This window comes from Rhizobium sp. AN80A, assembly GCF_030053015.1.
In the GTDB taxonomy this organism is placed as follows: domain Bacteria; phylum Pseudomonadota; class Alphaproteobacteria; order Rhizobiales; family Rhizobiaceae; genus Rhizobium; species Rhizobium metallidurans.
In genome coordinates, this window is the sequence record NZ_JASJPX010000003.1 from 2,781,291 (window position 1) to 2,801,251 (window position 19,961).

Sequence of the window (19,961 nt, forward strand, 5' to 3'; positions counted from 1 at the left end):
GGTGGGAGGCTGGCACGATGACCCGTGCCTGGCTCGTTAGGGCTGCTTCCTTCCGGACCTGACCCGGTTGGCGAGTGGCTCGTCCACCACCAACCTCCCGAAGGCACATATCGGCAATATCGCGATCAAAAGCAAGCCAAGCTCCGAAAAAACTGCTAGCCTATGGAAAACTCTGGAGGAATACCCGTTGGACGCTTTCAAACTCGACCACCGGCTGGCCAATGACAGCATCAGTATCCTGAAAACCGGCCTCTGCGACTTTCGGCTCGCCAGGGACTGTCGCTGGCCATGGCTTATCCTCGTGCCGCAGCGCGCCGATATCACCGAGATTTTCGAGCTGACGCCGCTCGACCAGGTGATGCTGACGTTTGAGACGGAGCTTGCCTCGACGGCCCTGAAGAAGGTGACCGGGGCGACAAAAATCAATGTCGCGGCTATTGGCAATATCGTCCGCCAGCTTCATGTTCATGTCGTCGCGCGCTTCGAGGGTGATCCGAACTGGCCCGGCCCGATCTGGGGCTACGGCAAGGCGGAGGCTTATGAGGACGCGAAACGAAACCAATTCATTGAGACGATGCGGGAAGCCCTTTCATCATGAGTCGTTCGCTTTTCGAGACGGATGTACCCCATCCCGAGCCCAGCAATCTGACGGCATTCGCCGCCAACGACCTGATCCGCGATTCCGAGCATCGCAACGAAAGCTCGGTGGACGAGGCGCTCGCCAAAGATGGAACCCATATCTTCGCCTTTACCGGCGACAAGCTGGTCCTGAAACATGACGGCCAGGTGCTCGACCCGCTGTTCGCGCGCTACGAGCTGACCGATCTCAAGCCCAACTGGGACGAGACGATCCTGCTCGGCTACCGCAAGACCGGCGAGCCCAGATTGGCGGTGCCGGTCGCCGTGCCGGAAGAGGAGTTGTCCAGCCAATACAAGCCCGCCGACGGCCGGTCGCTCTATCGCGACATGCTGCTCGACGAGGTGCTGCTCGGCGAATTCGCGCAGGGCGCCAGCCTGATCCGCTGGAACGGCGACAACAGGTTCTGCGGCCGCTGCGGCTCCACGATGGAGATGCATATCGGCGGCTACAAGCGCGTCTGCAACGCCTGCCAGCACACGATCTTCCCACGCACCGACCCCGTCGTGATCATGCTTACCATCGACGAGGAGCGCGATCTCTGCCTGCTCGGGCGCGGTCCGCATTTCGCGCCGGGCATGTATTCCTGTCTCGCCGGCTTCGTGGAGCCCGGCGAAACCATCGAGAACGCCGTGCGCCGCGAGACGCTGGAGGAATCCGGCATCCGCACGGGGCGCGTCCGCTATCACGCCTCGCAGCCCTGGCCGATGCCGCACACGCTGATGATCGGCTGCTACGCCGAGGCCAAGTCACGCGACATCACCCGTGACGAGCAGGAGCTTGAGGACTGCCGCTGGTTTACCCGCGAGGAGACGATCGAGATGCTCGAGCGTCCCGGCACGACCGGCAAGGCGCCACCGCCGAAGGGCGCCATCGCCCATCGCCTGATGCGCGACTGGGTGGAGTGGAACAACCGGTAAGTCAACGGAATGGCGCGCTCCGAGAGGTTGCTGACCCTGTTGCAGACGCTACGCCGCTACCGGCGGCCGGTGACTGGCGCGGTGCTGGCCGAGGAGACCGGCGTCAGCATCCGCACGCTCTACCGCGATATCGCCAGCCTGCAGGCGCAGGGCGCCGACATCGAAGGCGAACCGGGACTCGGCTACATCCTGAGACCCGGCTTCATGCTGCCGCCGATGATGTTTTCGCAAGACGAGATCGAGGCACTGGTACTGGGATCGCGATGGGTGGCGCGGGCGGCCGATCCGAGGCTGGCGGCAGCCGGCGCCGATGCTCTGGCAAAGATCGCCGAGGTACTGCCGCGCGAGATCCGCGACGAGATCGAGACCTCGCCCCTCCTGATCCACATGCGCCCGCCGATTTCAAGCAAGGCCGACATGGGCGTGATCCGCAAGGCGATCCGCGGCGAGCGGGTGCTGAAGCTTACCTATACGGATGAAAGCGGCGCGGTCTCCATCCGAAACGTCTGGCCCTTCGCCATCAGCTATACAGAGCAGGTCCGGATGATCGTGGCCTGGTGCGAGCTTAGACAGGATTACCGGCACTTCCGCACCGACCGCATCGTCGAGATGATCCCGCAGGACACGCGATATCCGCGCCGGCGCGCCATCCTGCTGCGGGAATGGAGCGACCGCGAAATCGTGCCGCGCGACCGGCAAACACTACTGCCATAAACTGACAGCATATGAGTCTAATGTGGGTCCATCGAAACAGGAGGACCTGCCATGACGAGCCTGAACACATGCCAGACCATGGGCCGCGACATGTGCCGCAACGTGGGCCGCACCATGGGCCAGCCGACATCAGGCAACCACCGTTCCGACGAGGCTCTGTCCGACGCCTGGTACCCGCAATCGCTGATGCTCAGGGTGATGCGAAGTGCGTCGCGCCGCATGGCGCATGGCATGGGGCGCCGTGGCGCTCCGCGCCTCGAGCCGCAATCGATGTCGGAGAATCTGAGGCGCGATATCGGCGTCATCGACTGGGGCAGCCGCGACCGTGACCCCGGGCGTGAGCTGTAACCGACACTTACGAACATTTCACATCACGCTTTGGATCGCTGCCGGGACCCCGGCGGCGTTCGTATCACCACGTCTATTTTCAAGCAAAGGGACACCATCATGAATAGCCCTAATCTCATCATTCTCTACGTCCGCGATCCCGCCGACAGTGCCAATTTCTACAAGGCGCTGTTGAACCGCGAGCCGGTCGCCGCCGCACCCAATTTCGTGGCTTTCGCGCTCGATGGCGGCTTCACGCTCGGCCTGTGGCGGCTGAGCAGCGTCGTGCCGCAGCCATCGGCGATCGGCAGCCGCGCCGAGATCGCCTTCATGGTGCCCGGTGAAAACGGTGTCTCGAACCTCTACCGCGACTGGCGCGACCGCCACCTGCCGATCGCCCAGGACCTGACACAGCTCGACTTCGGCCCGACCTTCGTGGTGCTTGATCCCGATGGGCATCGGCTGCGGGTTTGTGAGCCGGATAAGTAAGTGCTGATGGAGGCTCAGCGTTGGCGCGTTATTGCTCGGCGCTTCCCTCCTCTCCGCCCTCATCCCTGTGCTTGTCACAGGGATCCAGCCGCCTCGCGTCTGCGAGGCGAAAAGAGCCTTCCAGCCCAAGGACTTGGGCTGGCTGGATTCCTGTGACAAGCACAGGAATGAGGGAGAGAGTGGCAGGCGTCTCGGCTCCTCGCAATGTCCACAACGACCGAAAAAACGCCCTCAATCCTATTTCTGCAGAAGGCCCCGCATCGGGTGACCCTTGTAGACGCCGAGGATGCGTACCTTCTCGGAGAAGAACTGCAGCTCCTCCAGCGCGCGGCGGACGTTGGCGTCGCCGGGGTGGCCTTCGATGTCGGCGTAGAACTGGGTGGCGACGAACTTGCCGCCGAGCTGGTAGCTCTCCAGCTTGGTCATGTTGATGCTGTTGGTGGCGAAGCCGCCGAGCGCCTTGTAGAGCGCTGCCGGAATGTTGCGGACGTTGAAGACGAAGGTGGTGACCAGCTTCTCCTCGGCTGCCCCGCGCTCGGCCCACTTCTCGTCGCGCGAGAGGATGACGAAGCGGGTGACGTTGTCTTCGGTGTCCTCGACGTTTTCGGCGATGATATCCAGCTTGTAGAGATCGGCCGCCAGACGCGGCGCGAGCGCTGCCATCGAGCGGTCGCCGGTTTCCTGCACCAGCTTGGCGGCACCCGCCGTATCGCCTGCGACCACTGCCTTCCAGCCATTGGCGCGGACGATCTTGCGGCACTGGCCGAGCGCATGGATGTGGCTGTGAACGGTGCGGACCTCGTCCTTGGTGACGCCGGGCAGCACCATGAGCTGGAAGCGGATCGGCATGAAATATTCGCCGATGATGTGCAGCCGCGATTCCGGCAGGAGATGGTGAATGTCGGCGACGCGGCCGGCGATGGTGTTTTCGATCGGGATCATCGCCAGATCGGCATCGCCGCTTTCGAGCGCCACGAAGGCATCCTCGAAGGTCTGGCACGGCAGCGGATCCATATCAGGAAACATGTCGCGGCAGGCCATGTCGGAATTGGCGCCGAAGTCGCCCTGAAAGGCGATTTTGTTGGTCTTGATGCTCATGGGAGATCCGTCATTTCGCGACATCGGTCATTTCTATTGGGCGGAAAGAATGCGCCGCGCCTTTTCAAGGTCGGCGGGAGTATCGACACCGAGCGGAACGGTGTCAACGATCTCGACATCGATGCGCATGCCGGCTTCCAGCGCCCGCAACTGCTCCAGCGATTCGCGCTTTTCGAGCGTGGAGGGCCCGAGCGATACGAAGCGCTCCAGCGCTGCGCGGCGATAGGTGTAGAGGCCGATGTGGTGATAGAGCGGGCCTTGACCATAAGGTGCCGTGGCCCGCGTGAAGTAGAGCGCCCGCATGCGGGTCTCGGACAACGGCGAGCCGACCACCTTGACGACATGCGGCGCCGTCTTGTCTTCCTCGTTGTCGATGGCGATGGTCAGCGTGGCGATATCGACGGCGGCGTCTTGAAGCGGGCGCAGCGATGCGCGCACCGTTTCCGGCTCGATCGTCGGCAGGTCGCCCTGGACGTTGACGATATACTCGATGCGGCCTTCGGGATCGACCTTGGTCAGCGCTTCGTGGATGCGGTCTGAGCCGGACTGGTGCGCCTTGGCGGTCATGACCACTTCGAAGCCGGCGGCGGCGACCACGTCGAAGACTTCCTGCTCGTCGACGGCAACGACCACGCGGCCGATCGCGGCCTCCTTAGCCCTCATCGCCACCTGTATGACCATTGGTTTGCCGCAGATGTCGGCAAGCGGTTTTCCGGGCAGCCGGGTCGATGCCATGCGGGCGGGAATGAGGACGAGTACGTTGTCTAAATTTGGACTTGCCATTGCTCAGGCCTTCATTTCCGGGCGGAAAGGTGTCAAAAAGTCTCATGCCGCCGAGGCGTTCGGCGGTTGCAAGAATTAGCCAAAAGACATAGGTTTCGCTCGATTTCAAGAGACAGACCGGTTTTATGTCTGCCGGCTGTGAGGGGGGAGCATCACAGATGAATTCTTACGTGAATACGGCGGTGGGAGCGCTGCTCGGTACGGTCTTCGTGCTGATGACCGTATCCATCGCCTCGGATAGCCTGTTCAAATCCGAAGAGCCGGAGAAGGAAGGCTTTGCCATCGTGGCCGAGGAGGCTTCGGCCGCCGATGCCGGCGGCGCAGCTCCAGCTGCCGCCGTGCCGATCGCGCAGTTGCTTGCGAAGGCCGACGCCAAGGCCGGCGAGACGGTGTTCAAGAAGTGTCAGGCCTGTCATGACGGCACGAAAGGGGGACCGAACAAGGTCGGGCCGAACCTCTTTGGTGTCGTAGATCGTCCGATCGGCTCGCATGAAGGTTTCGCCTACTCCGCCGCGATGAAGGACTTTTCGAAGGGTGCCAGCGAGAAGTGGACCTATGAGCACCTGAACGAGTTCCTGGCGGCGCCGAAGAAGTACATTGCCGGGACGGCGATGGGCTTTGCCGGCCTGCAGAAGGAAGCCGATCGCGCCAACGTGATCCTCTACCTGCGTTCGCTGGCCGATTCGCCGGTGGCGCTGCCGGATCCGAATGCGCCTGCTTCGGCGACCCAGTGACGTCATCCATCGGATGAGATGCGAAAGCCCGGCCGCCGTGCCGGGCTTTTCGTTTCAGGCATATCGGCTATCCGAGCAGATAGGCCCAGAAGGAGACGGTGATGGCGCCGAGCGCCGTCGTCAGCGTGATCGTCGAGGCGGCAAGGCCGTGGCCGACGCCGAAGCGATTGGCGATCAGCCAGGCGTTGACGCCTGTCGGGACCGACGAGATCAGCACCAGCGCCGCGGTCCAGTCTCTTTCGAGCCCGAGCAGATAGCTGGTCGTCCAGACGCAGGCGGGCAAGAGCAGCAGCTTGAAGGCGGAGGTGACGCTGGCAATGCCGACATTGCCCGAGGTGCCGTATTGCTGCAGTGCCATGCCGAGCGAAATGAGGGCGACGGGACCGGCGACGCCGGCGATCTGATCGACGACCAGCTTGACCGGCACCGGCATCGTCCAGCCGAGAAGATGCATGAGAGCACCGCCGGCAAGCCCGATGACCAGCGGATTGCGGACGAGATTGCGGGTGATCTGGCGCAGCACCTGCGCGATGCCCCTTCGCGGGCCGCCATTGATCTTCTGCTCGGCGCGCTCCATCAAAATGGTGCCGATGATCATCATGACCGGCAGGTGCACGGCAATCAGGATCGACAGCGGCACGAGGCCCTTGTCGCCGACGGTGCGCTGGACCAGCGGCAGGCCGATGAAGATGGTGTTGGCGAAGGCCGACGACACGCCGGCGAGCACGCCGATCCGGTCGTCGCGGCCAAAAAAGCGGGTGGCCGCAATATGGGCGGCGGTCCAGGTGACGGCGACGCCGGAGAAATAGGCGATCCAGAGCCTGAAGGGCGAGGCGCCCTTGAAGTCCGCCTCTGCGATCGTGCGGAAGAGCAACAGCGGCACCGCGATCTTGAAGACGAACTCGCTCAGCGCATCGCCGACCTCGGCCTTCATCAGCCCCACCTTGACGATCAGCCAGCCGATCAGGATCATCACGAAGATGGGAAGAACGTCAAGAAAGATGGCGGACATCGGGGAGGATTTGCCTACTGCTTTGGAATATCAAAGGTCTAGCAGCAAAGTGTTCGCGCTGACAAACCGGAATGACGCCACGCCGGGCGCAAACGCAAAAAAAGCGGGGTTCGGCCCGCTTTTCCGCATCCGGTCTTGCCGGATTGCCGGTTGGTCATGCTGCCAGTTCATCCGTGGTCAGCGTCGCACCGGTATCGTCGAAGGGCATGATTTTATTTATCGGGCCCTTCTCGATCGGCGACCGCCGTTAAAGCCGTCCATGCCGATCTTGTTGAGAGGAGATATAGCCAGCCAAAATGACAGGCGAATGACGTCCACGCGGCATTTTTGCGAAAGGATCGGCGGCAAGTCCGGCATTTCCGCTTCCCATGGGCTGAAAATCCGCTAAGACCGACTACCGGCTATCACCAAAACCGGGACCTCCCATTTCATGACCAAATTCGATGTACTGACTGTCGGCAACGCCATCGTCGATATCATCGCGCGTTGCGACGACCAGTTCCTCATTGATCACAAGATCACCAAGGCAGCGATGAACCTGATCGATGCCGAGCGCGCCGAACTGCTCTACAAGCATATGGGCCCGGCGCTGGAAGCCTCGGGCGGCAGCGCCGGCAACACGGCGGCCGGCATCGCCAACTTCGGCGGCAAGGCCGCCTATTTCGGCAAGGTCGCCGAAGACCAGCTCGGCGAGATCTTCGCGCACGACATCCGCGCCCAGGGCGTGCACTACCAGACGCAGCCGAAGGGCAAGTTCCCGCCGACCGCCCGCTCGATGATCTTCGTGACCGAGGACGGCGAGCGCTCGATGAACACCTATCTCGGCGCCTGCGTCGAACTCGGACCGGAGGATGTCGAGCCCGAGGTCGTGGCGCAGTCCAAGGTCACCTATTTCGAAGGCTATCTCTGGGACCCGCCGCGCGCCAAGGAAGCGATCCGCGATTGCGCCCGCATCGCCCATGAGAACGGCCGCGAAATGTCGATGACGCTCTCCGACAGCTTCTGCGTCGGCCGCTACCGCGACGAGTTTCTCGACCTCATGCGTTCGGGCACCGTCGACATCGTTTTCGCCAACAAGCAGGAGGCGCTGGCGCTTTACGAGACCGAGGATTTCGAGGAGGCGCTGACGAAGATCGCGCAGGATTGCAAGATCGCCGCGGTGACGATGAGCGAAGAGGGTGCCGTCATCCTCAAGGGCAGCGAGCGCTTCCAGGTCGATGCCATCGAGATCAAGGAGCTTGTCGACACGACCGGCGCCGGCGATCTGTTCGCGGCGGGTTTCCTTTACGGCTACACGCAGGGGCGGACGCTCGAGGATTGCGGCAAACTCGGCTGCCTGGCCGCCGGCATCGTCATCCAGCAGATCGGACCGCGCCCGATGACGTCGCTCGTGGAAGCCGGCAAGCGCGCGGGCCTTGTCTAAGGCCGCGCTTACCTGAAGCCTTCAGTTCGCTGAAGGCTTCTCCCGCTTGAAGGCTTCGCCGGGACAGGCCTTACTTGAAGGCCTCTCCGGGATAGGCGCCCCAGATTTCCGACTGCGCCACCCAACCCTCGGCGCCGTCGGTCTTGCCGAAGCACCAGTCGCCGTTGCACTCGCCGATCGTCATGGTGACGCCGGGCTCCAGCTTGGCGGTGACGGTCGCGGACGGCTGGGCTTCGCGGCGCATGTTGACGAAGACGCTCTTGCCCTTGCCCTTCATCCAGGGAGCGGCAATGGCGGCGCGGGCGCCCGACAGCAGCGACTGGTTGACCCAGCCCTCGGTGCCATCGGCATCCCGCACCTGGCGCCAGTTGTCGTATTCCTGGATGATCTCGACCGGCAGGCCGGCTTTCAGATACATCCACGACGCGGCATAATCGGTTCCGGGACCGATGCGCAGATTGACGCGCTTGGACTTCAGCGTGACAAAGCGCGGCAGCGGCAGGCCGCTCGGACCCTTCGCCGCCTGGGCATAGCCAAGCTCGGCGGTGCCGGCCGAAAGCACAAAGCCCAACGCGAGGGCGAGGCATGATTTCAGGACTGTGCTGCGCATGACGATTTCCGTTCGCTAAGACCCAGGCGGTTCCTCCGCCTGGTTTCCGGACCTCGACATTCCACGCACGCTCAACGAGTTTTGTTTGTCTTCGCGTACGGGTCTGGTAGAAATTCCCCGGAACGGGAAAATTATCCCGCGTCTTGGTTAAGGACCTCTGAACAAGGCAGCAGCTCCAGGATATGACGACGAAGAAAAAAACCAAGGTCTACATTACCCGCAAGCTGCCTGACGCGGTCGAAACGCGCATGCGTGAACTTTTCGACGCCGAGCTCAATATCGACGACACGCCGCGCAGCGCGGCCCAGCTCGCCGCGGCGATGAAGAGCGCCGACGTGCTTGTGCCGACCGTGACCGACCGGATCGACGCGGCGCTGATCGACGAGGCCGGGCCGCAGCTGAAGCTGATCGCCAGCTTCTCCAACGGCACCGACCACATCGACGTGGAGGCGGCCGCCCGCAAGGGCATCACCGTCACCAACACGCCGAACGTTTTGACCGAGGATACCGCCGACATGACGATGGCGCTGATCCTCGCCGTGCCCCGCCGGCTCGGCGAAGGTGCGCGCGTGCTGACAGACCGGCCCGGCGAATGGGCCGGGTGGTCTCCCACCTGGATGCTCGGACGGCGCATTCACGGCAAGCGGATCGGGATTGTCGGCATGGGCCGGATCGGCACCGCCGTTGCCCGCCGCGCCAAGGCCTTCGGCCTCTCAATCCATTACCACAACCGCAAGCGCGTGACGGCGACGACCGAAGACGAGCTCGAGGCGACCTATTGGGAAAGCCTCGACCAGATGCTGGCGCGCGTCGACATCGTATCGGTCAACTGCCCGTCGACGCCGGCGACCTTCCACCTGCTCTCGGCACGGCGCCTCGCGCTGCTGCAACCGACGGCCTATCTCGTCAACACGGCGCGCGGCGACGTGATCGACGAGGCGGCGCTGATCAAGTCGCTCAGGGAAGGCAAGCTTGCCGGCGCCGGGCTCGACGTGTTCGAGAACGAACCTGCGGTCAATCCGAAGCTGATCAAGCTCGCCAACGAGGGCAAGGTGGTGCTTCTGCCGCATATGAGCTCGGCCACGATCGAGGGCCGTATCGACATGGGCGACAAGGTGATCATCAACATCCGCGCCTTCATGGACGGCCACCGCCCGCCGAACCGGGTGCTGCCGGGGCGTTAAGACGCGAGGCCCTCAACAGCGAGTCGCTTGCGCATCTCGATCGAGGTGACGCGGGTGAAGCCCGGATGGGCGTTCTGGGCGGTCTTCTCGAAGCCCCAGCGGCCGAAGACGGCGTGGTTTTCGGTAAGCTCGATGCGCGTTTCCAACCGCAGTGCCGGCAGCGAAAGCGCCCGCGCGGTGTCCTCGGCGACGCCAAGTAGTTTCCGACCGATGCCGCGCCGTGCGGCACCCGGCGCCACCGCCAGCTTGCCGACATAGAGGCAATCCGCCTCGGGCCGCAGAAAGATGCAGCCGACCAGCACGCCGTCCTCGATGAGGACATAGGCGATCTCGGTTTCGGCCTTTTCGGCCAACGATTCAGCCGTCAGCTTGAGCGCCGAGGATGGCGGATCGATGCGGCCGTTCATGTAAGCGAAGGACGACAGGATGAGCGCGAGAAGCTCGTCCCAGCGCGGGAAACCGGCATCGAGGCGAAGGGTGGTCACGATGCCTAGCTCTGGCTCTGGCTCGGGCTCTGCCGGGCGCGCCGACGCCTGTAGCGGATGGTGTCGAAGCGCGCCGCAAGCGCATCATAAAGCAGCAGGCGGCCGACCAGCGGCTCGCCGGTGCCGGTTATGAGCTTGATCGCTTCCATCGCCATCAGCGTGCCGATGACGCCGGTGAGCGCGCCGATGACGCCGGTCTCGGCGCAAACGGGGATAAGGCCCTCCGGCGGCTTTTCCGGGAAGAGGTCGCGGTAGGCGGGGTTGAGCGCGCCATCGGCAGCGGCCTCATAGGGCTTGAGCACGGTGACCGAGCCATCGAACCGGCCGACGGCGCCCGTTACCAGCGGCAACTGCGCCGCCTCGGCGGCATCGGCCGCGGTGTAGCGCGTGTCGAAATTGTCCGAACCGTCGATGACGAGATCGAAGCCGGAGAGATGGCGGCGGGCGCTGTCTGCGGAGAAGCGTTCCTCGAAGCGGATGACGCGGACATGCGGATTGAGTCTCGCGATGGCGAAGGCCGCGCTTTCCGTCTTCAATTCGCCGATCGTGCCGGAATCGTGGATGACCTGGCGCTGCAGATTGGAGAGCGACACGCGGTCGTCGTCTGAAATGCCGAGCGTGCCGACGCCGGCTGCCGCGAGATATTGCAGGATGGGGGCGCCGAGACCGCCGGCGCCGATGACGAGCACGCGGGCCGCCTTCAGCTTCTGCTGGCCGGCGCCGCCGATCTCAGGCAGCAGGATGTGGCGCTGGTAGCGGGCGATTTCTTCCGGGCTCAACGGTTCCATGGGCGCGATGCTAGCATGGCCCTTGGCGACGGGGAAAGTGTCGGTCATTCGAATATCTTTCCATCGGCAACGGTGAAGAACTGCGCGCGATCGCCGAGTGCCGAGAACATCGAGCGGTCGGTGCCGGTCATGAAGGCCTGGCCGCCGAGCGCGTCGATCAGATCGAAAAGTGCTGCGCGCCTGTTTTCGTCGAGATGCGCGGCGATCTCGTCAAGCAGCAGGACCGGCGCATGGCCGGTGAGATTGGCGACGAGGCGGGCATGCGCCATGATGAGGCCGACCAACAGCGCCTTCTGCTCGCCGGTCGAGCAGCGCGCCGCTTCCATGCGCTTGTCGCGGTGGCGGACCAGAAGATCGGCGCGGTGCGGGCCCTCGAGCGTGCGGCCGGCGGCGGCATCGCGATAGCGGCTTTCGGCGAGCTGTGCGGCGTATTCGTCCTCGAGATCGACGGCGGGACGATCGAACTGGCCATCCATGAAGCCGGCGAGATCGAGCGAGGCCGACGGGAATGGCGAGGTCTCACGCGTTTCCTCGATGAGGCGGACGAGGAGGCCGAGCATTTCCTGGCGGGCCATGGCCATGGCGATGCCGAGCGTTGCCATCTGCTCCTCGATGCCCGAGAGCCAGGAGGGATCGAAGCGGCGCTCGTCGAGCAGCTTGTTGCGGCTGCGCATGGCGCGCTCGAAATCGCTGGCGCGGCGGCCATGGGCCGGATCGAGCGACAGCACGAGGCGATCGAGAAAGCGCCGACGCTCGGACGAACCGCCGGTGAAGAGGCCATCCATCGAGGGCGTCAGCCAGAGAAGGCGCAGGTGATCGGTGAGCTCGTCGGCGGTCTTGGCTGGCGTGCCGTTGATGCGCAGGCGCCGGGACGTGCTCTCGTCGTTGCCGTCGACCCCGGTGCCGATCTCGACCTCGCCGTCCATGCCGTCGAGCGCCGCGAAGATCGAGAAACCGCCATGGGCGCCGACGCGGGTGACATCGCCATAGGTGGCGCGGCGCATGCCCCGGCCCGGCGACAGAAACGACACCGCCTCCATCAGATTGGTCTTGCCGGCGCCGTTATCCCCCACCAGCACCACATGCCGGCCATCCAGCTGCAAACCGGCCGACGCATAGTTGCGAAAGTCGGTGAGCTTGAGACGGGACAGGGAAACCTTGTGGGGCATGCTTTATCCGGATTCGTGACGGCTGAGAGCTAAGCGCTATGGGCGCGGATGGCAAGGGTGGGGGTGTGGTTGGCTTGGGGGATGTGGGGCTGGGTGCGGTGGTGGTTGGATATCGGCCATGGTGCCGAGCCATACCCCCTCTGCCCTGCCGGGCATCTCCCCCACAAGGGGGGAGATCGACTCGTGGTTGCGCTTTGGCCAAACATTGAGGTCAGAGCGAGCGGCCGCGCCCAGCCAATCTCCCCACCTGTGGGGGAGATGCCCGGCAGGGCAGAGGGGGGGTATTCCACGGCACAACCTCTCGACTGAAACTGGTACCACTACCGACACACCAAAACCCCACGCCGCCCGAAAGCCCGTGTCTCAACCATTCCAAACTTCACTCGGACGGGGCGCTGGAAATCACCTCGATTGAGTAAGTAAAGTATGGCGCTTCCCAGCGCCCCGTTCGGCGGTTTTTATCCGCGACTCCGATCTCTCTGCCTTTCCGCCCAACTTCGCGGCGGAACCATGTGTGCCTCACAGGCACGTCCGGGCTCAACTCGGTCACCTCTTGCGAGGGAAACCGCCGTCACCGGAGGGAGATCATTTTCCGCGGACCCGGACCGTGAGGTTTTGCGTCCTACCCTCACGCTCCGCGCCGATCCCGCCTCGCCGGCACGCCTGCCGGGGTATCCGATGACGGGACGCGTTTATTGTAGGGCGAGGTTTTCCGAGTGGGGAAAATCGACGCCTGGATTTTGTGTAAGTGGTTGATCGTCAACGCCCTCACCGCCTCCGACATCCCCCGCTCGAGGAGCCGCATCATTCACGGCGAGGGCATTCAGTCGCAGCGGCTTTCGCGGCAGCGGGCGAAGGCTTATATGAGGCGTGCCGCAGGAAGCGGCGGAACGGATTTTGCGATGGACAGCGAGATACAGGGACGAGCGGCGCATTCGGCGGCGATCAGGGAGCGGGCCGAGGCCGAGATGGCGCGCATGGGGATCGATGCGGCGTTTATCGATCGGCTGGTCGAGACGTTTTACGGCCGCGTGCTCGCGCATCCCACGCTGGGGCCTGTTTTCGACGCCAGGCTTTCCGGGCGGTGGCCGGAGCATATGGAGAAGATGAAGAGCTTCTGGTCATCCGTCGCCTTTCGCAGCGGCGCTTATGGCGGCAAGCCGGTGCAGGCGCATGTCGGCGTCGCCAACATGACGCCGGAGCTCTTTCCGCAATGGCTGGCGCTGTTTTCCGCGACGCTTGACGATATCGCCCCCTCGGACGAGGCGAAGGCCTGGTTCATGGCGACGGCCGAGCGGATCGCCAGGAGCCTGACGCTGTCGCTGTTCTATAATCCCGCGCTCGACGATCCCAGGTTGAAGAAGGGCTGAGGACGCCAGGCCTGCCTGAAATCAGGCGATGCGCTTGTAGAAGAAGGTCGAGGCGCAGAAGCCGCCTTGCGGCCAGAGCGCGTAATCAGGGATGACGCCGACGCGCTCCCAGCCCAATCGCGGATAAATCGCCTCGGCATCGCTGCCGGTCGCGGTATCCAGCACGAGAATGGTCTTGCCGCGACGGGCGGCTTCCTCTTCGGCGGCGCGCATCAAGAGACGCGCCAAGCCCTTGCCGCGGGCGGCGCGGTGGACGAGGAGCTTTTTCAGGTCGGCACGGTGCGGCTGGTTCGGCATCTGGGCGGCGCCGATCTGCACGGTGCCGAGCACCCTGCCGTCAATCTCGGCTGCGAAAAGCAGGGTAGCGCCGGAAGCGACGCTCTCGGCAACGGCCCGCCAGTAGGGCTCGGCATCTTCACGCCTGTAGGGCTGCATGAAGCCGACGGAGGCGCCGCCATCGACGCAATCGACGAGCACATCGCAAAGATCGGGTATCGCGGCGCGCGCCTCTGTCGCGTCGAGCAGGCGGATGGTGGTCATGGGGTCTCCTGAGATCAGTTAGTGGCGGCGGCGGTCGAGCACGACGCAATAGCGGGCCGGCAGGGGGCCGGGATTGTGAAAGACATGGCCCTCGGCCACGGGCATGAACAGGCAATCGCCGGGAAGCAGGCGATGCACGGTGTTGTCGCCGGTCGTCATCTCCATTTCGCCATCGAACATCCAGATATGCTGGGTCATGCCGCTGGCCGCCGCATGCGGCGGGAAGCTGACGCGGGCGCCGGCCGGGAACTCGACATCGACGATATCGACATCCGAGGCGGTGCCCGGCGGCGAGACGGCGCGCCTGATATAGCCGGTCTCGGGATCGCGCCAGACCTGCTGGTCCTGCCGGCGCGATAGCGGCGCGGCCTCGCCCTCCTCGGCGAAGAAGGCCGACAGCGACAGGCCGAGCGCGGCGCAGACGCGGGCAAGCAGGGCCGCGGTCGGGCTCGCCTCGCCGCGCTCGATGCGCGAGATCATCGCCCGGCTGACGCCCGAGGCGCTGGCGAGATCGTCGAGCTTCAGGTTTCTGTCGGTTCTCAGCCTGCGGATCCTGACGCCGATCGCGGTTTCGAGTTCCTGTTCCATTATCCGATCCATATTTCTACTATAATAGAAATGCATGGTTCGATCGTGGAATCAAGCCCTGTTTTCACGGCGCTGCGGCGCGACTTATCGTAAACGAAACCCTGCTTTTCCGCTTTGCGGCAAGGGGATGCGCTGCTATATGGCGCGCATGAGCACCAATTCGACCCGCACGCCCCTCGACCATATCCGCAACTTCTCGATCGTGGCCCATATCGACCACGGCAAGTCGACGCTGGCCGACCGCCTGATTCAGTCGACCGGCGGCCTTGCCGAGCGCGACATGTCGGAGCAGGTGCTGGATTCGATGGACATCGAGCGCGAGCGCGGCATCACCATCAAGGCACAGACCGTTCGCCTGCACTACAAGGCCAATGACGGCGAAACCTATATCCTGAACCTGATCGACACGCCCGGCCACGTCGACTTCGCCTACGAAGTCTCGCGTTCGCTGTCGGCCTGCGAGGGTTCGCTGCTCGTCGTCGACGCCTCCCAGGGCGTCGAGGCGCAGACGCTCGCCAACGTCTACCAGGCGATCGACAACAATCACGAGCTGGTCACGGTCCTCAACAAGATCGACCTGCCGGCGGCCGAGCCCGACCGAATCAAGGACCAGATCGAGGAAGTGATCGGCATCGACGCCTCGCAGGCCGTGCTGATCTCGGCCAAGACCGGTCTCGGCATTCCCGACGTGCTTGAAGCGATCGTGCACCAGCTGCCGGCGCCGAAGAGCGAAGCCGGCGAGAAGGGTCCGCTGAAGGCGCTGCTCGTCGACAGCTGGTACGACACCTATCTCGGCGTCATGGTTCTGGTGCGCATTCTCGACGGCGTGCTTTCCAAGGGCATGACCATCCGCATGATGGGCACGGACGCCAAGTATCAGGTCGAGCGTGTCGGCGTGCTGACGCCGAAGATGCTGGCCGTGGACAGTCTCGGCCCGGGCGAGATCGGCTTCTTCACCGGCTCGATCAAGGAAGTGGCCGATACTCGCGTCGGCGATACCATCACCGAGGACAAGAAGCCGACGGCGAAGGCGCTGCCGGGCTTCAAGCCTGCTCAGCCCGTCGTGTTCTGCGGTCTCTTCCCCGTCGATGCGGCGGATTTCGAGGATCTGCGCGCCGCCATGGGCAAGCTGCGCCTCAACGATGCGTCCTTCTCGTTCGAAATGGAAAGCTCGGCGGCACTCGGCTTCGGCTTCCGCTGCGGCTTCCTCGGCCTGCTGCATCTCGAGATCATCCAGGAGCGCCTGGAGCGCGAGTTCGATCTCGACCTGATCGCCACGGCCCCTTCGGTGGTCTATCAGCTGACGATGACCGACGGTTCGGAGCGCGAGCTGCACAACCCGGCCGACATGCCCGATGTGGTCAAGATCTCCGAGATCCGCGAACCCTGGATCAAGGCGACCATCCTGACGCCCGACGATTATCTCGGCGGCATCCTGAAGCTCTGCCAGGATCGTCGCGGCATCCAGACGGAACTCACCTATGTCGGCAAGCGCGCCATGCTGACCTACGAGCTGCCGCTCAACGAAGTGGTGTTCGATTTCTACGACCGTCTGAAGTCGATCTCCAAGGGCTATGCCTCCTTCGACTATCACCTGGCCGATTACCGCGAGGGCAACCTCGTGAAGATGTCGATCATGGTCAACGGCGAGCCGGTCGACGCGCTGTCGATGCTCGTGCACCGCTCGGCTGCCGAGAAGCGCGGCCGCGACATGTGTGAGAAGCTGAAGGACCTGATCCCCCGGCACATGTTCAAGATCCCGATCCAGGCCGCGATCGGCGGCAACGTGATCGCCCGCGAGACGATCTCGGCGATGCGCAAGGACGTGACCGCCAAGTGCTACGGCGGCGACGCATCACGCAAGCGCAAGCTGCTCGACAAGCAGAAGGAAGGCAAGAAGCGCATGCGGCAGTTCGGCAAGGTCGACATTCCGCAGGAAGCCTTCATCGCCGCCTTGAAGATGAAGGACGAGTAAGTCCTCTTTGCTTCTTCCTGATATGCGCATATCATATGCGCATATCAGGAGACCGATCATGCCTCAGACCCGTCGCAAGGCCGCCAACCTGTCGCTCGACAGCGAGCTCGTCGCGCAGGCGCGCGAACTGAACCTCAATGTTTCCAAGGCCGCCGAAGACGGCCTCAGGCGCGCCATCAAGAGCGAGCGCGAACGGCTGTGGCTGATTGAGAACGCCGAGGCGATTGCGGAATCGAATGCCTACGTGGAAAAACATGGGCTGCCCTTCGCCAAGTACCGCACATTCTAGTGGCGCGCTTTCGCGTCTATGAAGTGGGCGACGACTATGCTCTCGATGTGCAGTCGCACCTGCTCTATCGGCTCAATACACGTGTCATGATCCCGCTCGTCGTTGCCAGCCAGGTTGTCAACGTCATGTCTAGGCTAAACCCCGTCGTTGTGGTCAACGGCAGGAACTATCTGATGTCCACAGAGCGTATGGCATCCATTCCGCTGTCTGAGATCGGCGCGGAGATTGCCGATCTCTCCTCGCGAAGCGACGACATCACCGCGGCCCTAGATTTTCTCTTCCAGGGCTTCTAGCTAGGCGTTCTTCGCCATGTAATCCTTGGTCAGCCGTTCGTAATCCTGCATTTCCGGCAAAGCCTCGTAGCTGTGCGTCGCGCCGGTTTGCGCGAAAGCGAGCTTCTCGCGGGTCCACGTCTCGATGAAGGGCGTGAACCAGCTTGCATCGTCGAGCATGGTCGGTCGCAGGTTGACGAACCACTCCATGCCTTCCGTTTTCGTGAACATCCAGGTCATGCAGTGCGGGCAGAAATAATGGTGCGACATGGCGCCGTGCAGGCCACCGACGACGGGTTCGCCGCTGGTGATCTCGAAGCCCTCCGAGGGGACCGCCACGCTCAGCGAAAAGGCGCTCGACGACATGGTCTGGCAACCGGTGCAGTGGCACGCCATGGTCAGAAGCGGCTTGGCGCTGATCTTCAATCGCACGCGGCCGCAGCGGCAGCCACCCTCGCTCGGCAAATTCAATTGGCTCATGTCTGTCTCCAAGGTTGTCGCCGAGATGATAGCGTCCGGCTGACAGAGATGAAGGGGGCGTTGCAAACAAATGCGCTCCGACGACGAATTCTCAACCTGCGGGACGAGACCGCCACGCATCCATCGCTGACCGTGCATCGTTGAAAACGCGAAATAATCTGTCGCGAGCGCGACATATCCGTACCTGTCGGTGAATCGGCAGCGGCCGATACATGTTCAATCCAAGATTGTCTATTTCATCGCTGAGACACGAGCAAAACATCTGCCGGGAACGTCGCGCCAACGCCATGCCGACGGCGATATATCGGCTTTTAACCGGCTAATCGCGCTGTTTTCGCCCGGTTTTCCCCGTTATCCGCCGCGTTCGTTTTGGGGCTTGCAACGTTCGACCTTTACGATAGGTTGCGCATTGACTTGTACGTAACAGGTCACCATGGGAACAACGACGAATAAAAGGCGCTAAAAGCCTAGAAAGGTGGGACCCACATGAACTTCCCCACGAAGACGATTCTGGCCTCCGCGATATTTGGCTCGATGCTGGCATTCTCCGCGCAGGCAGCCACGATCAACATCCACAATGGCGGCGATCCGCAATCGCTCGATCCGCAAAAATTGTCCGGCGACTGGGAGAACCGTATTGCCGGCGACATCTTCGAAGGTCTGGTGACCGAGGACGCCAAGGACAATCCGGTCGCCGGCCAGGCCGAGAGCTGGACGATCTCCGACGACCGCAAGGTCTATACCTTCAAGCTGCGCGATGGCATCAAATGGTCCGACGGCCAGCCGGTGACCGCCGGAGACTTCGTCTTCGCCTTCCAGCGCCTGATGGACCCGAAGAACGCCGCCGACTACGCCTATCTGCAATTCACCATCAAGAACGCCGAGAAGATCAACAAGGGCGAGATCACCGATTTCAGCCAGCTGGGCGTCAAGGCGATCGACGACAAGACGCTCGAGATCACGCTTGAAAACCCGACCCCCTACTTCCTCAACGCGCTGATGCACTACACGGCCTATCCACTGCCGAAGCATGTCATCGACGCCAAGGGCGCCGACTGGGTGAAGATCGGCAACATCGTGACCAACGGTCCCTACACACCCACCGAATGGGTTCCGGGCTCGCATGTGACGACCAAGAGGAACGACAACTACTGGGATGCCGCGAACGTCAAGATCGACGGCGCCAAATTCTTCGTGCTCGAGGACCAGCAAGCCGCTCTGAAGCGCTACCGCGCCGGCGAATTCGACATTCTGACCGATTTTCCGACCGACCAGTACGAGTGGATGAAGAAGAACCTGCCGGGCCAGGCGCGTGTCGCCCCCTTCTCCGGCCTCTACTACTACGTCATCAATTCGCAGAAGGGCCCGACCGCCGACAAGCGCGTGCGCCAGGCCTTGTCCATGGCGATCAATCGCGAGGTCATCGGCCCGCAGATCCTCGGCACGGGCGAACTGCCGGCCTACTCCTGGGTTCCGCCGGGCACCGCCAATTACGGCGAGCCGGCCTATGTTTCCTGGAAGGACCTGCCCTACAAGCAGAAAGTCGAGGACGCCAAGAAGCTGCTGGCGGAAGCCGGTTTCGGCCCCGACAAGCCGCTGACCCTGGAACTCAAGTACAATACCAACGATAACCACAAGCGGATCGCGGTCGCGATCGCGGCCATGTGGAAGCCGCTGGGCGTCAATGTCGAGCTCGTCAACGCCGAGACAAAGGTGCATTACGACCAGCTGCAGCGCGGCGACGTGCAGGTTGGCCGCGCCGGCTGGCTGGCCGACTACAACGATCCGGACAACTTCCTGAACCTGCTCGTGAGCGGCGTGCAGATGAACTATGGCCGGTGGTCGAATCCCGAGTACGACAAGCTGATCAAGGACGGCAATGCCGAAACCGATCTGACGAAGCGAGCGGAGCTGTTCAAGAAAGCCGAGCAGATCGCGCTCGACGACAGCGCGGCGATTCCGATCTACTACTACGTTTCCAAGAACGTGGTTTCGCCCAAGATCGACGGCTTCGTCGACAACATCCAGGACATCCACCGCACCCGCTGGCTGTCCATCAAGGAATAACGAGAGG

The 19,961-nt window shown here is 63.1% G+C and carries 24 protein-coding genes and 1 other RNA gene; 14 read left to right on the forward strand and 11 right to left on the reverse strand.

What is annotated here, in order from left to right; all coding sequences use genetic code 11:
- Window position 1: 1 nt before the first annotated feature.
- An RNA gene (gene ffs / locus P3R82_RS25415) (signal recognition particle sRNA small type) lies at window positions 2–98 on the reverse strand.
- A gap of 89 nt (window positions 99–187) precedes the next feature.
- On the opposite strand from ffs, the gene P3R82_RS25420 reads away from it, so the two are divergent.
- From P3R82_RS25420 to P3R82_RS25440, 5 genes are all read left to right on the forward strand, one after another.
- On the forward strand, window positions 188–598 hold the full coding sequence (locus P3R82_RS25420; RefSeq protein WP_283195794.1) for an HIT family protein: 411 nt from the start codon (window positions 188–190) through the stop codon (window positions 596–598).
- Window positions 595–1,557 (forward strand): NAD(+) diphosphatase, encoded by a 963-nt coding sequence (gene nudC, locus P3R82_RS25425; protein ID WP_283195795.1) that lies wholly within the window; start codon window positions 595–597, stop codon window positions 1,555–1,557. Before P3R82_RS25420 ends, nudC begins: the two co-directional genes overlap by 4 nt.
- Window positions 1,558–1,566: 9 nt before the next feature.
- On the forward strand, window positions 1,567–2,271 hold the full coding sequence (locus tag P3R82_RS25430; RefSeq protein WP_183900807.1) for a YafY family protein: 705 nt from the start codon (window positions 1,567–1,569) through the stop codon (window positions 2,269–2,271).
- A gap of 51 nt (window positions 2,272–2,322) precedes the next feature.
- Window positions 2,323–2,619 (forward strand): hypothetical protein, encoded by a 297-nt coding sequence (locus P3R82_RS25435; RefSeq protein ID WP_283195796.1) that lies wholly within the window; start codon window positions 2,323–2,325, stop codon window positions 2,617–2,619.
- A gap of 99 nt (window positions 2,620–2,718) precedes the next feature.
- Window positions 2,719–3,087: a VOC family protein gene (locus P3R82_RS25440; protein ID WP_283195797.1), complete on the forward strand. Its 369-nt coding sequence runs from the start codon at window positions 2,719–2,721 to the stop codon at window positions 3,085–3,087.
- 237 nt (window positions 3,088–3,324) lie between these two features.
- Here P3R82_RS25440 and P3R82_RS25445 read toward each other — a convergent pair whose 3' ends face one another.
- Window positions 3,325–4,185 (reverse strand): prephenate dehydratase, encoded by an 861-nt coding sequence (locus P3R82_RS25445; RefSeq protein WP_047506519.1) that lies wholly within the window; start codon window positions 4,183–4,185, stop codon window positions 3,325–3,327.
- Window positions 4,186–4,218: 33 nt separating this feature from the next.
- Window positions 4,219–4,968: a 3-deoxy-manno-octulosonate cytidylyltransferase gene (locus P3R82_RS25450; protein WP_283195798.1), complete on the reverse strand. Its 750-nt coding sequence runs from the start codon at window positions 4,966–4,968 to the stop codon at window positions 4,219–4,221.
- 158 nt (window positions 4,969–5,126) lie between these two features.
- Between P3R82_RS25450 and P3R82_RS25455 the strand changes: the two genes are divergently transcribed.
- On the forward strand, window positions 5,127–5,702 hold the full coding sequence (locus P3R82_RS25455) for a cytochrome c family protein (RefSeq protein WP_183900810.1): 576 nt from the start codon (window positions 5,127–5,129) through the stop codon (window positions 5,700–5,702).
- 67 nt (window positions 5,703–5,769) lie between these two features.
- On the opposite strand, the gene P3R82_RS25460 is transcribed toward P3R82_RS25455, so the two are convergent.
- A complete protein-coding gene (locus tag P3R82_RS25460; protein WP_283195799.1) occupies window positions 5,770–6,714 on the reverse strand; it encodes an AEC family transporter in 945 nt (314 codons plus the stop codon).
- On the opposite strand from P3R82_RS25460, the gene P3R82_RS25465 reads away from it, so the two are divergent.
- Together P3R82_RS25465 and P3R82_RS25470 are read left to right on the forward strand one after the other, a co-directional pair.
- The gene (locus P3R82_RS25465; protein WP_283195800.1) at window positions 6,704–7,102 is read left to right on the forward strand and encodes a hypothetical protein; all 399 of its coding nucleotides are present in this window, start codon (window positions 6,704–6,706) and stop codon (window positions 7,100–7,102) included. The two genes, P3R82_RS25460 and P3R82_RS25465, sit on opposite strands and share 11 nt — an antisense overlap.
- Window positions 7,103–7,144: 42 nt before the next feature.
- A complete protein-coding gene (locus tag P3R82_RS25470) occupies window positions 7,145–8,137 on the forward strand; it encodes an adenosine kinase (RefSeq protein ID WP_283195801.1) in 993 nt (330 codons plus the stop codon).
- Between the two features lie 70 nt (window positions 8,138–8,207).
- Here the strand turns inward: P3R82_RS25470 and P3R82_RS25475 are convergent, their stop codons facing one another.
- Window positions 8,208–8,747: an SH3 domain-containing protein gene (locus P3R82_RS25475; RefSeq protein ID WP_283195802.1), complete on the reverse strand. Its 540-nt coding sequence runs from the start codon at window positions 8,745–8,747 to the stop codon at window positions 8,208–8,210.
- A gap of 182 nt (window positions 8,748–8,929) precedes the next feature.
- Between P3R82_RS25475 and P3R82_RS25480 the strand changes: the two genes are divergently transcribed.
- Window positions 8,930–9,931, forward strand: a complete 1,002-nt coding sequence (locus P3R82_RS25480) for a D-glycerate dehydrogenase (RefSeq protein ID WP_183900814.1) — start codon at window positions 8,930–8,932, stop codon at window positions 9,929–9,931.
- On the opposite strand, the gene P3R82_RS25485 is transcribed toward P3R82_RS25480, so the two are convergent.
- The 3 genes from P3R82_RS25485 to recF are packed head-to-tail and all read right to left on the reverse strand — an operon-like array spanning window position 9,928 to window position 12,373.
- Window positions 9,928–10,416 carry a GNAT family N-acetyltransferase gene (locus P3R82_RS25485; RefSeq protein WP_283195803.1) on the reverse strand — a complete coding sequence of 163 codons (489 nt, stop codon included), beginning with the start codon at window positions 10,414–10,416 and terminating at the stop codon, window positions 9,928–9,930. The genes P3R82_RS25480 and P3R82_RS25485 overlap by 4 nt on opposite strands.
- 5 nt (window positions 10,417–10,421) lie before the next feature.
- The gene (locus P3R82_RS25490; protein WP_283195804.1) at window positions 10,422–11,252 is read right to left on the reverse strand and encodes a molybdopterin-synthase adenylyltransferase MoeB; all 831 of its coding nucleotides are present in this window, start codon (window positions 11,250–11,252) and stop codon (window positions 10,422–10,424) included.
- The gene (recF, locus tag P3R82_RS25495) at window positions 11,249–12,373 is read right to left on the reverse strand and encodes a DNA replication/repair protein RecF (RefSeq protein WP_283195805.1); all 1,125 of its coding nucleotides are present in this window, start codon (window positions 12,371–12,373) and stop codon (window positions 11,249–11,251) included. Before recF ends, P3R82_RS25490 begins: the two co-directional genes overlap by 4 nt.
- 902 nt (window positions 12,374–13,275) lie before the next feature.
- Between recF and P3R82_RS25500 the strand changes: the two genes are divergently transcribed.
- Window positions 13,276–13,743: a truncated hemoglobin gene (locus P3R82_RS25500; RefSeq protein WP_283195806.1), complete on the forward strand. Its 468-nt coding sequence runs from the start codon at window positions 13,276–13,278 to the stop codon at window positions 13,741–13,743.
- Between the two features lie 21 nt (window positions 13,744–13,764).
- Here the strand turns inward: P3R82_RS25500 and P3R82_RS25505 are convergent, their stop codons facing one another.
- Both P3R82_RS25505 and P3R82_RS25510 read right to left on the reverse strand, forming a co-directional pair.
- Window positions 13,765–14,283 (reverse strand): GNAT family N-acetyltransferase, encoded by a 519-nt coding sequence (locus P3R82_RS25505; protein ID WP_283195807.1) that lies wholly within the window; start codon window positions 14,281–14,283, stop codon window positions 13,765–13,767.
- An 18-nt stretch (window positions 14,284–14,301) separates the two neighbouring features.
- Window positions 14,302–14,871, reverse strand: a complete 570-nt coding sequence (locus P3R82_RS25510) for a helix-turn-helix domain-containing protein (protein WP_283195808.1) — start codon at window positions 14,869–14,871, stop codon at window positions 14,302–14,304.
- A 139-nt stretch (window positions 14,872–15,010) separates the two neighbouring features.
- Here P3R82_RS25510 and lepA point away from each other — a divergent pair, with 139 nt between their 5' ends.
- The 3 genes from lepA to P3R82_RS25525 are packed head-to-tail and all read left to right on the forward strand — an operon-like array spanning window position 15,011 to window position 17,428.
- Window positions 15,011–16,846: a translation elongation factor 4 gene (gene lepA, locus P3R82_RS25515; protein ID WP_283195809.1), complete on the forward strand. Its 1,836-nt coding sequence runs from the start codon at window positions 15,011–15,013 to the stop codon at window positions 16,844–16,846.
- Window positions 16,847–16,904: 58 nt separating this feature from the next.
- A complete protein-coding gene (locus P3R82_RS25520) occupies window positions 16,905–17,135 on the forward strand; it encodes a type II toxin-antitoxin system CcdA family antitoxin (protein WP_283195810.1) in 231 nt (76 codons plus the stop codon).
- Window positions 17,135–17,428 (forward strand): CcdB family protein, encoded by a 294-nt coding sequence (locus tag P3R82_RS25525; RefSeq protein WP_283195811.1) that lies wholly within the window; start codon window positions 17,135–17,137, stop codon window positions 17,426–17,428. Before P3R82_RS25520 ends, P3R82_RS25525 begins: the two co-directional genes overlap by 1 nt.
- Here the strand turns inward: P3R82_RS25525 and P3R82_RS25530 are convergent, their stop codons facing one another.
- Window positions 17,429–17,887, reverse strand: coding sequence for a GFA family protein (locus P3R82_RS25530; RefSeq protein WP_283195812.1), 459 nt, complete (start codon window positions 17,885–17,887; stop codon window positions 17,429–17,431).
- 486 nt (window positions 17,888–18,373) lie between these two features.
- On the opposite strand from P3R82_RS25530, the gene P3R82_RS25535 reads away from it, so the two are divergent.
- A complete protein-coding gene (locus tag P3R82_RS25535) occupies window positions 18,374–19,954 on the forward strand; it encodes a peptide ABC transporter substrate-binding protein (RefSeq protein WP_283195813.1) in 1,581 nt (526 codons plus the stop codon).
- Window positions 19,955–19,961 lie beyond the last annotated feature (7 nt).

What these genes read in the sequence shown, in the direction of transcription:
- P3R82_RS25435 (WP_283195796.1), top strand. Translation starts at nt 2,323, where the DNA reads ATGACGAGCCTGAACACATGCCAGACCATGGGCCGCGACATGTGCCGC.
- P3R82_RS25460 (WP_283195799.1), bottom strand. Translation starts at nt 6,714, where the DNA reads ATGTCCGCCATCTTTCTTGACGTTCTTCCCATCTTCGTGATGATCCTG.
- P3R82_RS25450 (WP_283195798.1), bottom strand. Translation starts at nt 4,968, where the DNA reads ATGGCAAGTCCAAATTTAGACAACGTACTCGTCCTCATTCCCGCCCGC.
- P3R82_RS25455 (WP_183900810.1), top strand. Translation starts at nt 5,127, where the DNA reads ATGAATTCTTACGTGAATACGGCGGTGGGAGCGCTGCTCGGTACGGTC.
- P3R82_RS25465 (WP_283195800.1), top strand. Translation starts at nt 6,704, where the DNA reads ATGGCGGACATCGGGGAGGATTTGCCTACTGCTTTGGAATATCAAAGG.
- P3R82_RS25480 (WP_183900814.1), top strand. Translation starts at nt 8,930, where the DNA reads ATGACGACGAAGAAAAAAACCAAGGTCTACATTACCCGCAAGCTGCCT.
- P3R82_RS25440 (WP_283195797.1), top strand. Translation starts at nt 2,719, where the DNA reads ATGAATAGCCCTAATCTCATCATTCTCTACGTCCGCGATCCCGCCGAC.
- P3R82_RS25490 (WP_283195804.1), bottom strand. Translation starts at nt 11,252, where the DNA reads ATGACCGACACTTTCCCCGTCGCCAAGGGCCATGCTAGCATCGCGCCC.
- P3R82_RS25530 (WP_283195812.1), bottom strand. Translation starts at nt 17,887, where the DNA reads ATGAGCCAATTGAATTTGCCGAGCGAGGGTGGCTGCCGCTGCGGCCGC.
- nudC (WP_283195795.1), top strand. Translation starts at nt 595, where the DNA reads ATGAGTCGTTCGCTTTTCGAGACGGATGTACCCCATCCCGAGCCCAGC.
- P3R82_RS25510 (WP_283195808.1), bottom strand. Translation starts at nt 14,871, where the DNA reads ATGGAACAGGAACTCGAAACCGCGATCGGCGTCAGGATCCGCAGGCTG.
- P3R82_RS25535 (WP_283195813.1), top strand. Translation starts at nt 18,374, where the DNA reads ATGAACTTCCCCACGAAGACGATTCTGGCCTCCGCGATATTTGGCTCG.
- P3R82_RS25470 (WP_283195801.1), top strand. Translation starts at nt 7,145, where the DNA reads ATGACCAAATTCGATGTACTGACTGTCGGCAACGCCATCGTCGATATC.
- P3R82_RS25505 (WP_283195807.1), bottom strand. Translation starts at nt 14,283, where the DNA reads ATGACCACCATCCGCCTGCTCGACGCGACAGAGGCGCGCGCCGCGATA.
- lepA (WP_283195809.1), top strand. Translation starts at nt 15,011, where the DNA reads ATGGCGCGCATGAGCACCAATTCGACCCGCACGCCCCTCGACCATATC.
- P3R82_RS25430 (WP_183900807.1), top strand. Translation starts at nt 1,567, where the DNA reads ATGGCGCGCTCCGAGAGGTTGCTGACCCTGTTGCAGACGCTACGCCGC.
- recF (WP_283195805.1), bottom strand. Translation starts at nt 12,373, where the DNA reads ATGCCCCACAAGGTTTCCCTGTCCCGTCTCAAGCTCACCGACTTTCGC.
- P3R82_RS25445 (WP_047506519.1), bottom strand. Translation starts at nt 4,185, where the DNA reads ATGAGCATCAAGACCAACAAAATCGCCTTTCAGGGCGACTTCGGCGCC.
- P3R82_RS25520 (WP_283195810.1), top strand. Translation starts at nt 16,905, where the DNA reads ATGCCTCAGACCCGTCGCAAGGCCGCCAACCTGTCGCTCGACAGCGAG.
- P3R82_RS25500 (WP_283195806.1), top strand. Translation starts at nt 13,276, where the DNA reads ATGGACAGCGAGATACAGGGACGAGCGGCGCATTCGGCGGCGATCAGG.
- P3R82_RS25475 (WP_283195802.1), bottom strand. Translation starts at nt 8,747, where the DNA reads ATGCGCAGCACAGTCCTGAAATCATGCCTCGCCCTCGCGTTGGGCTTT.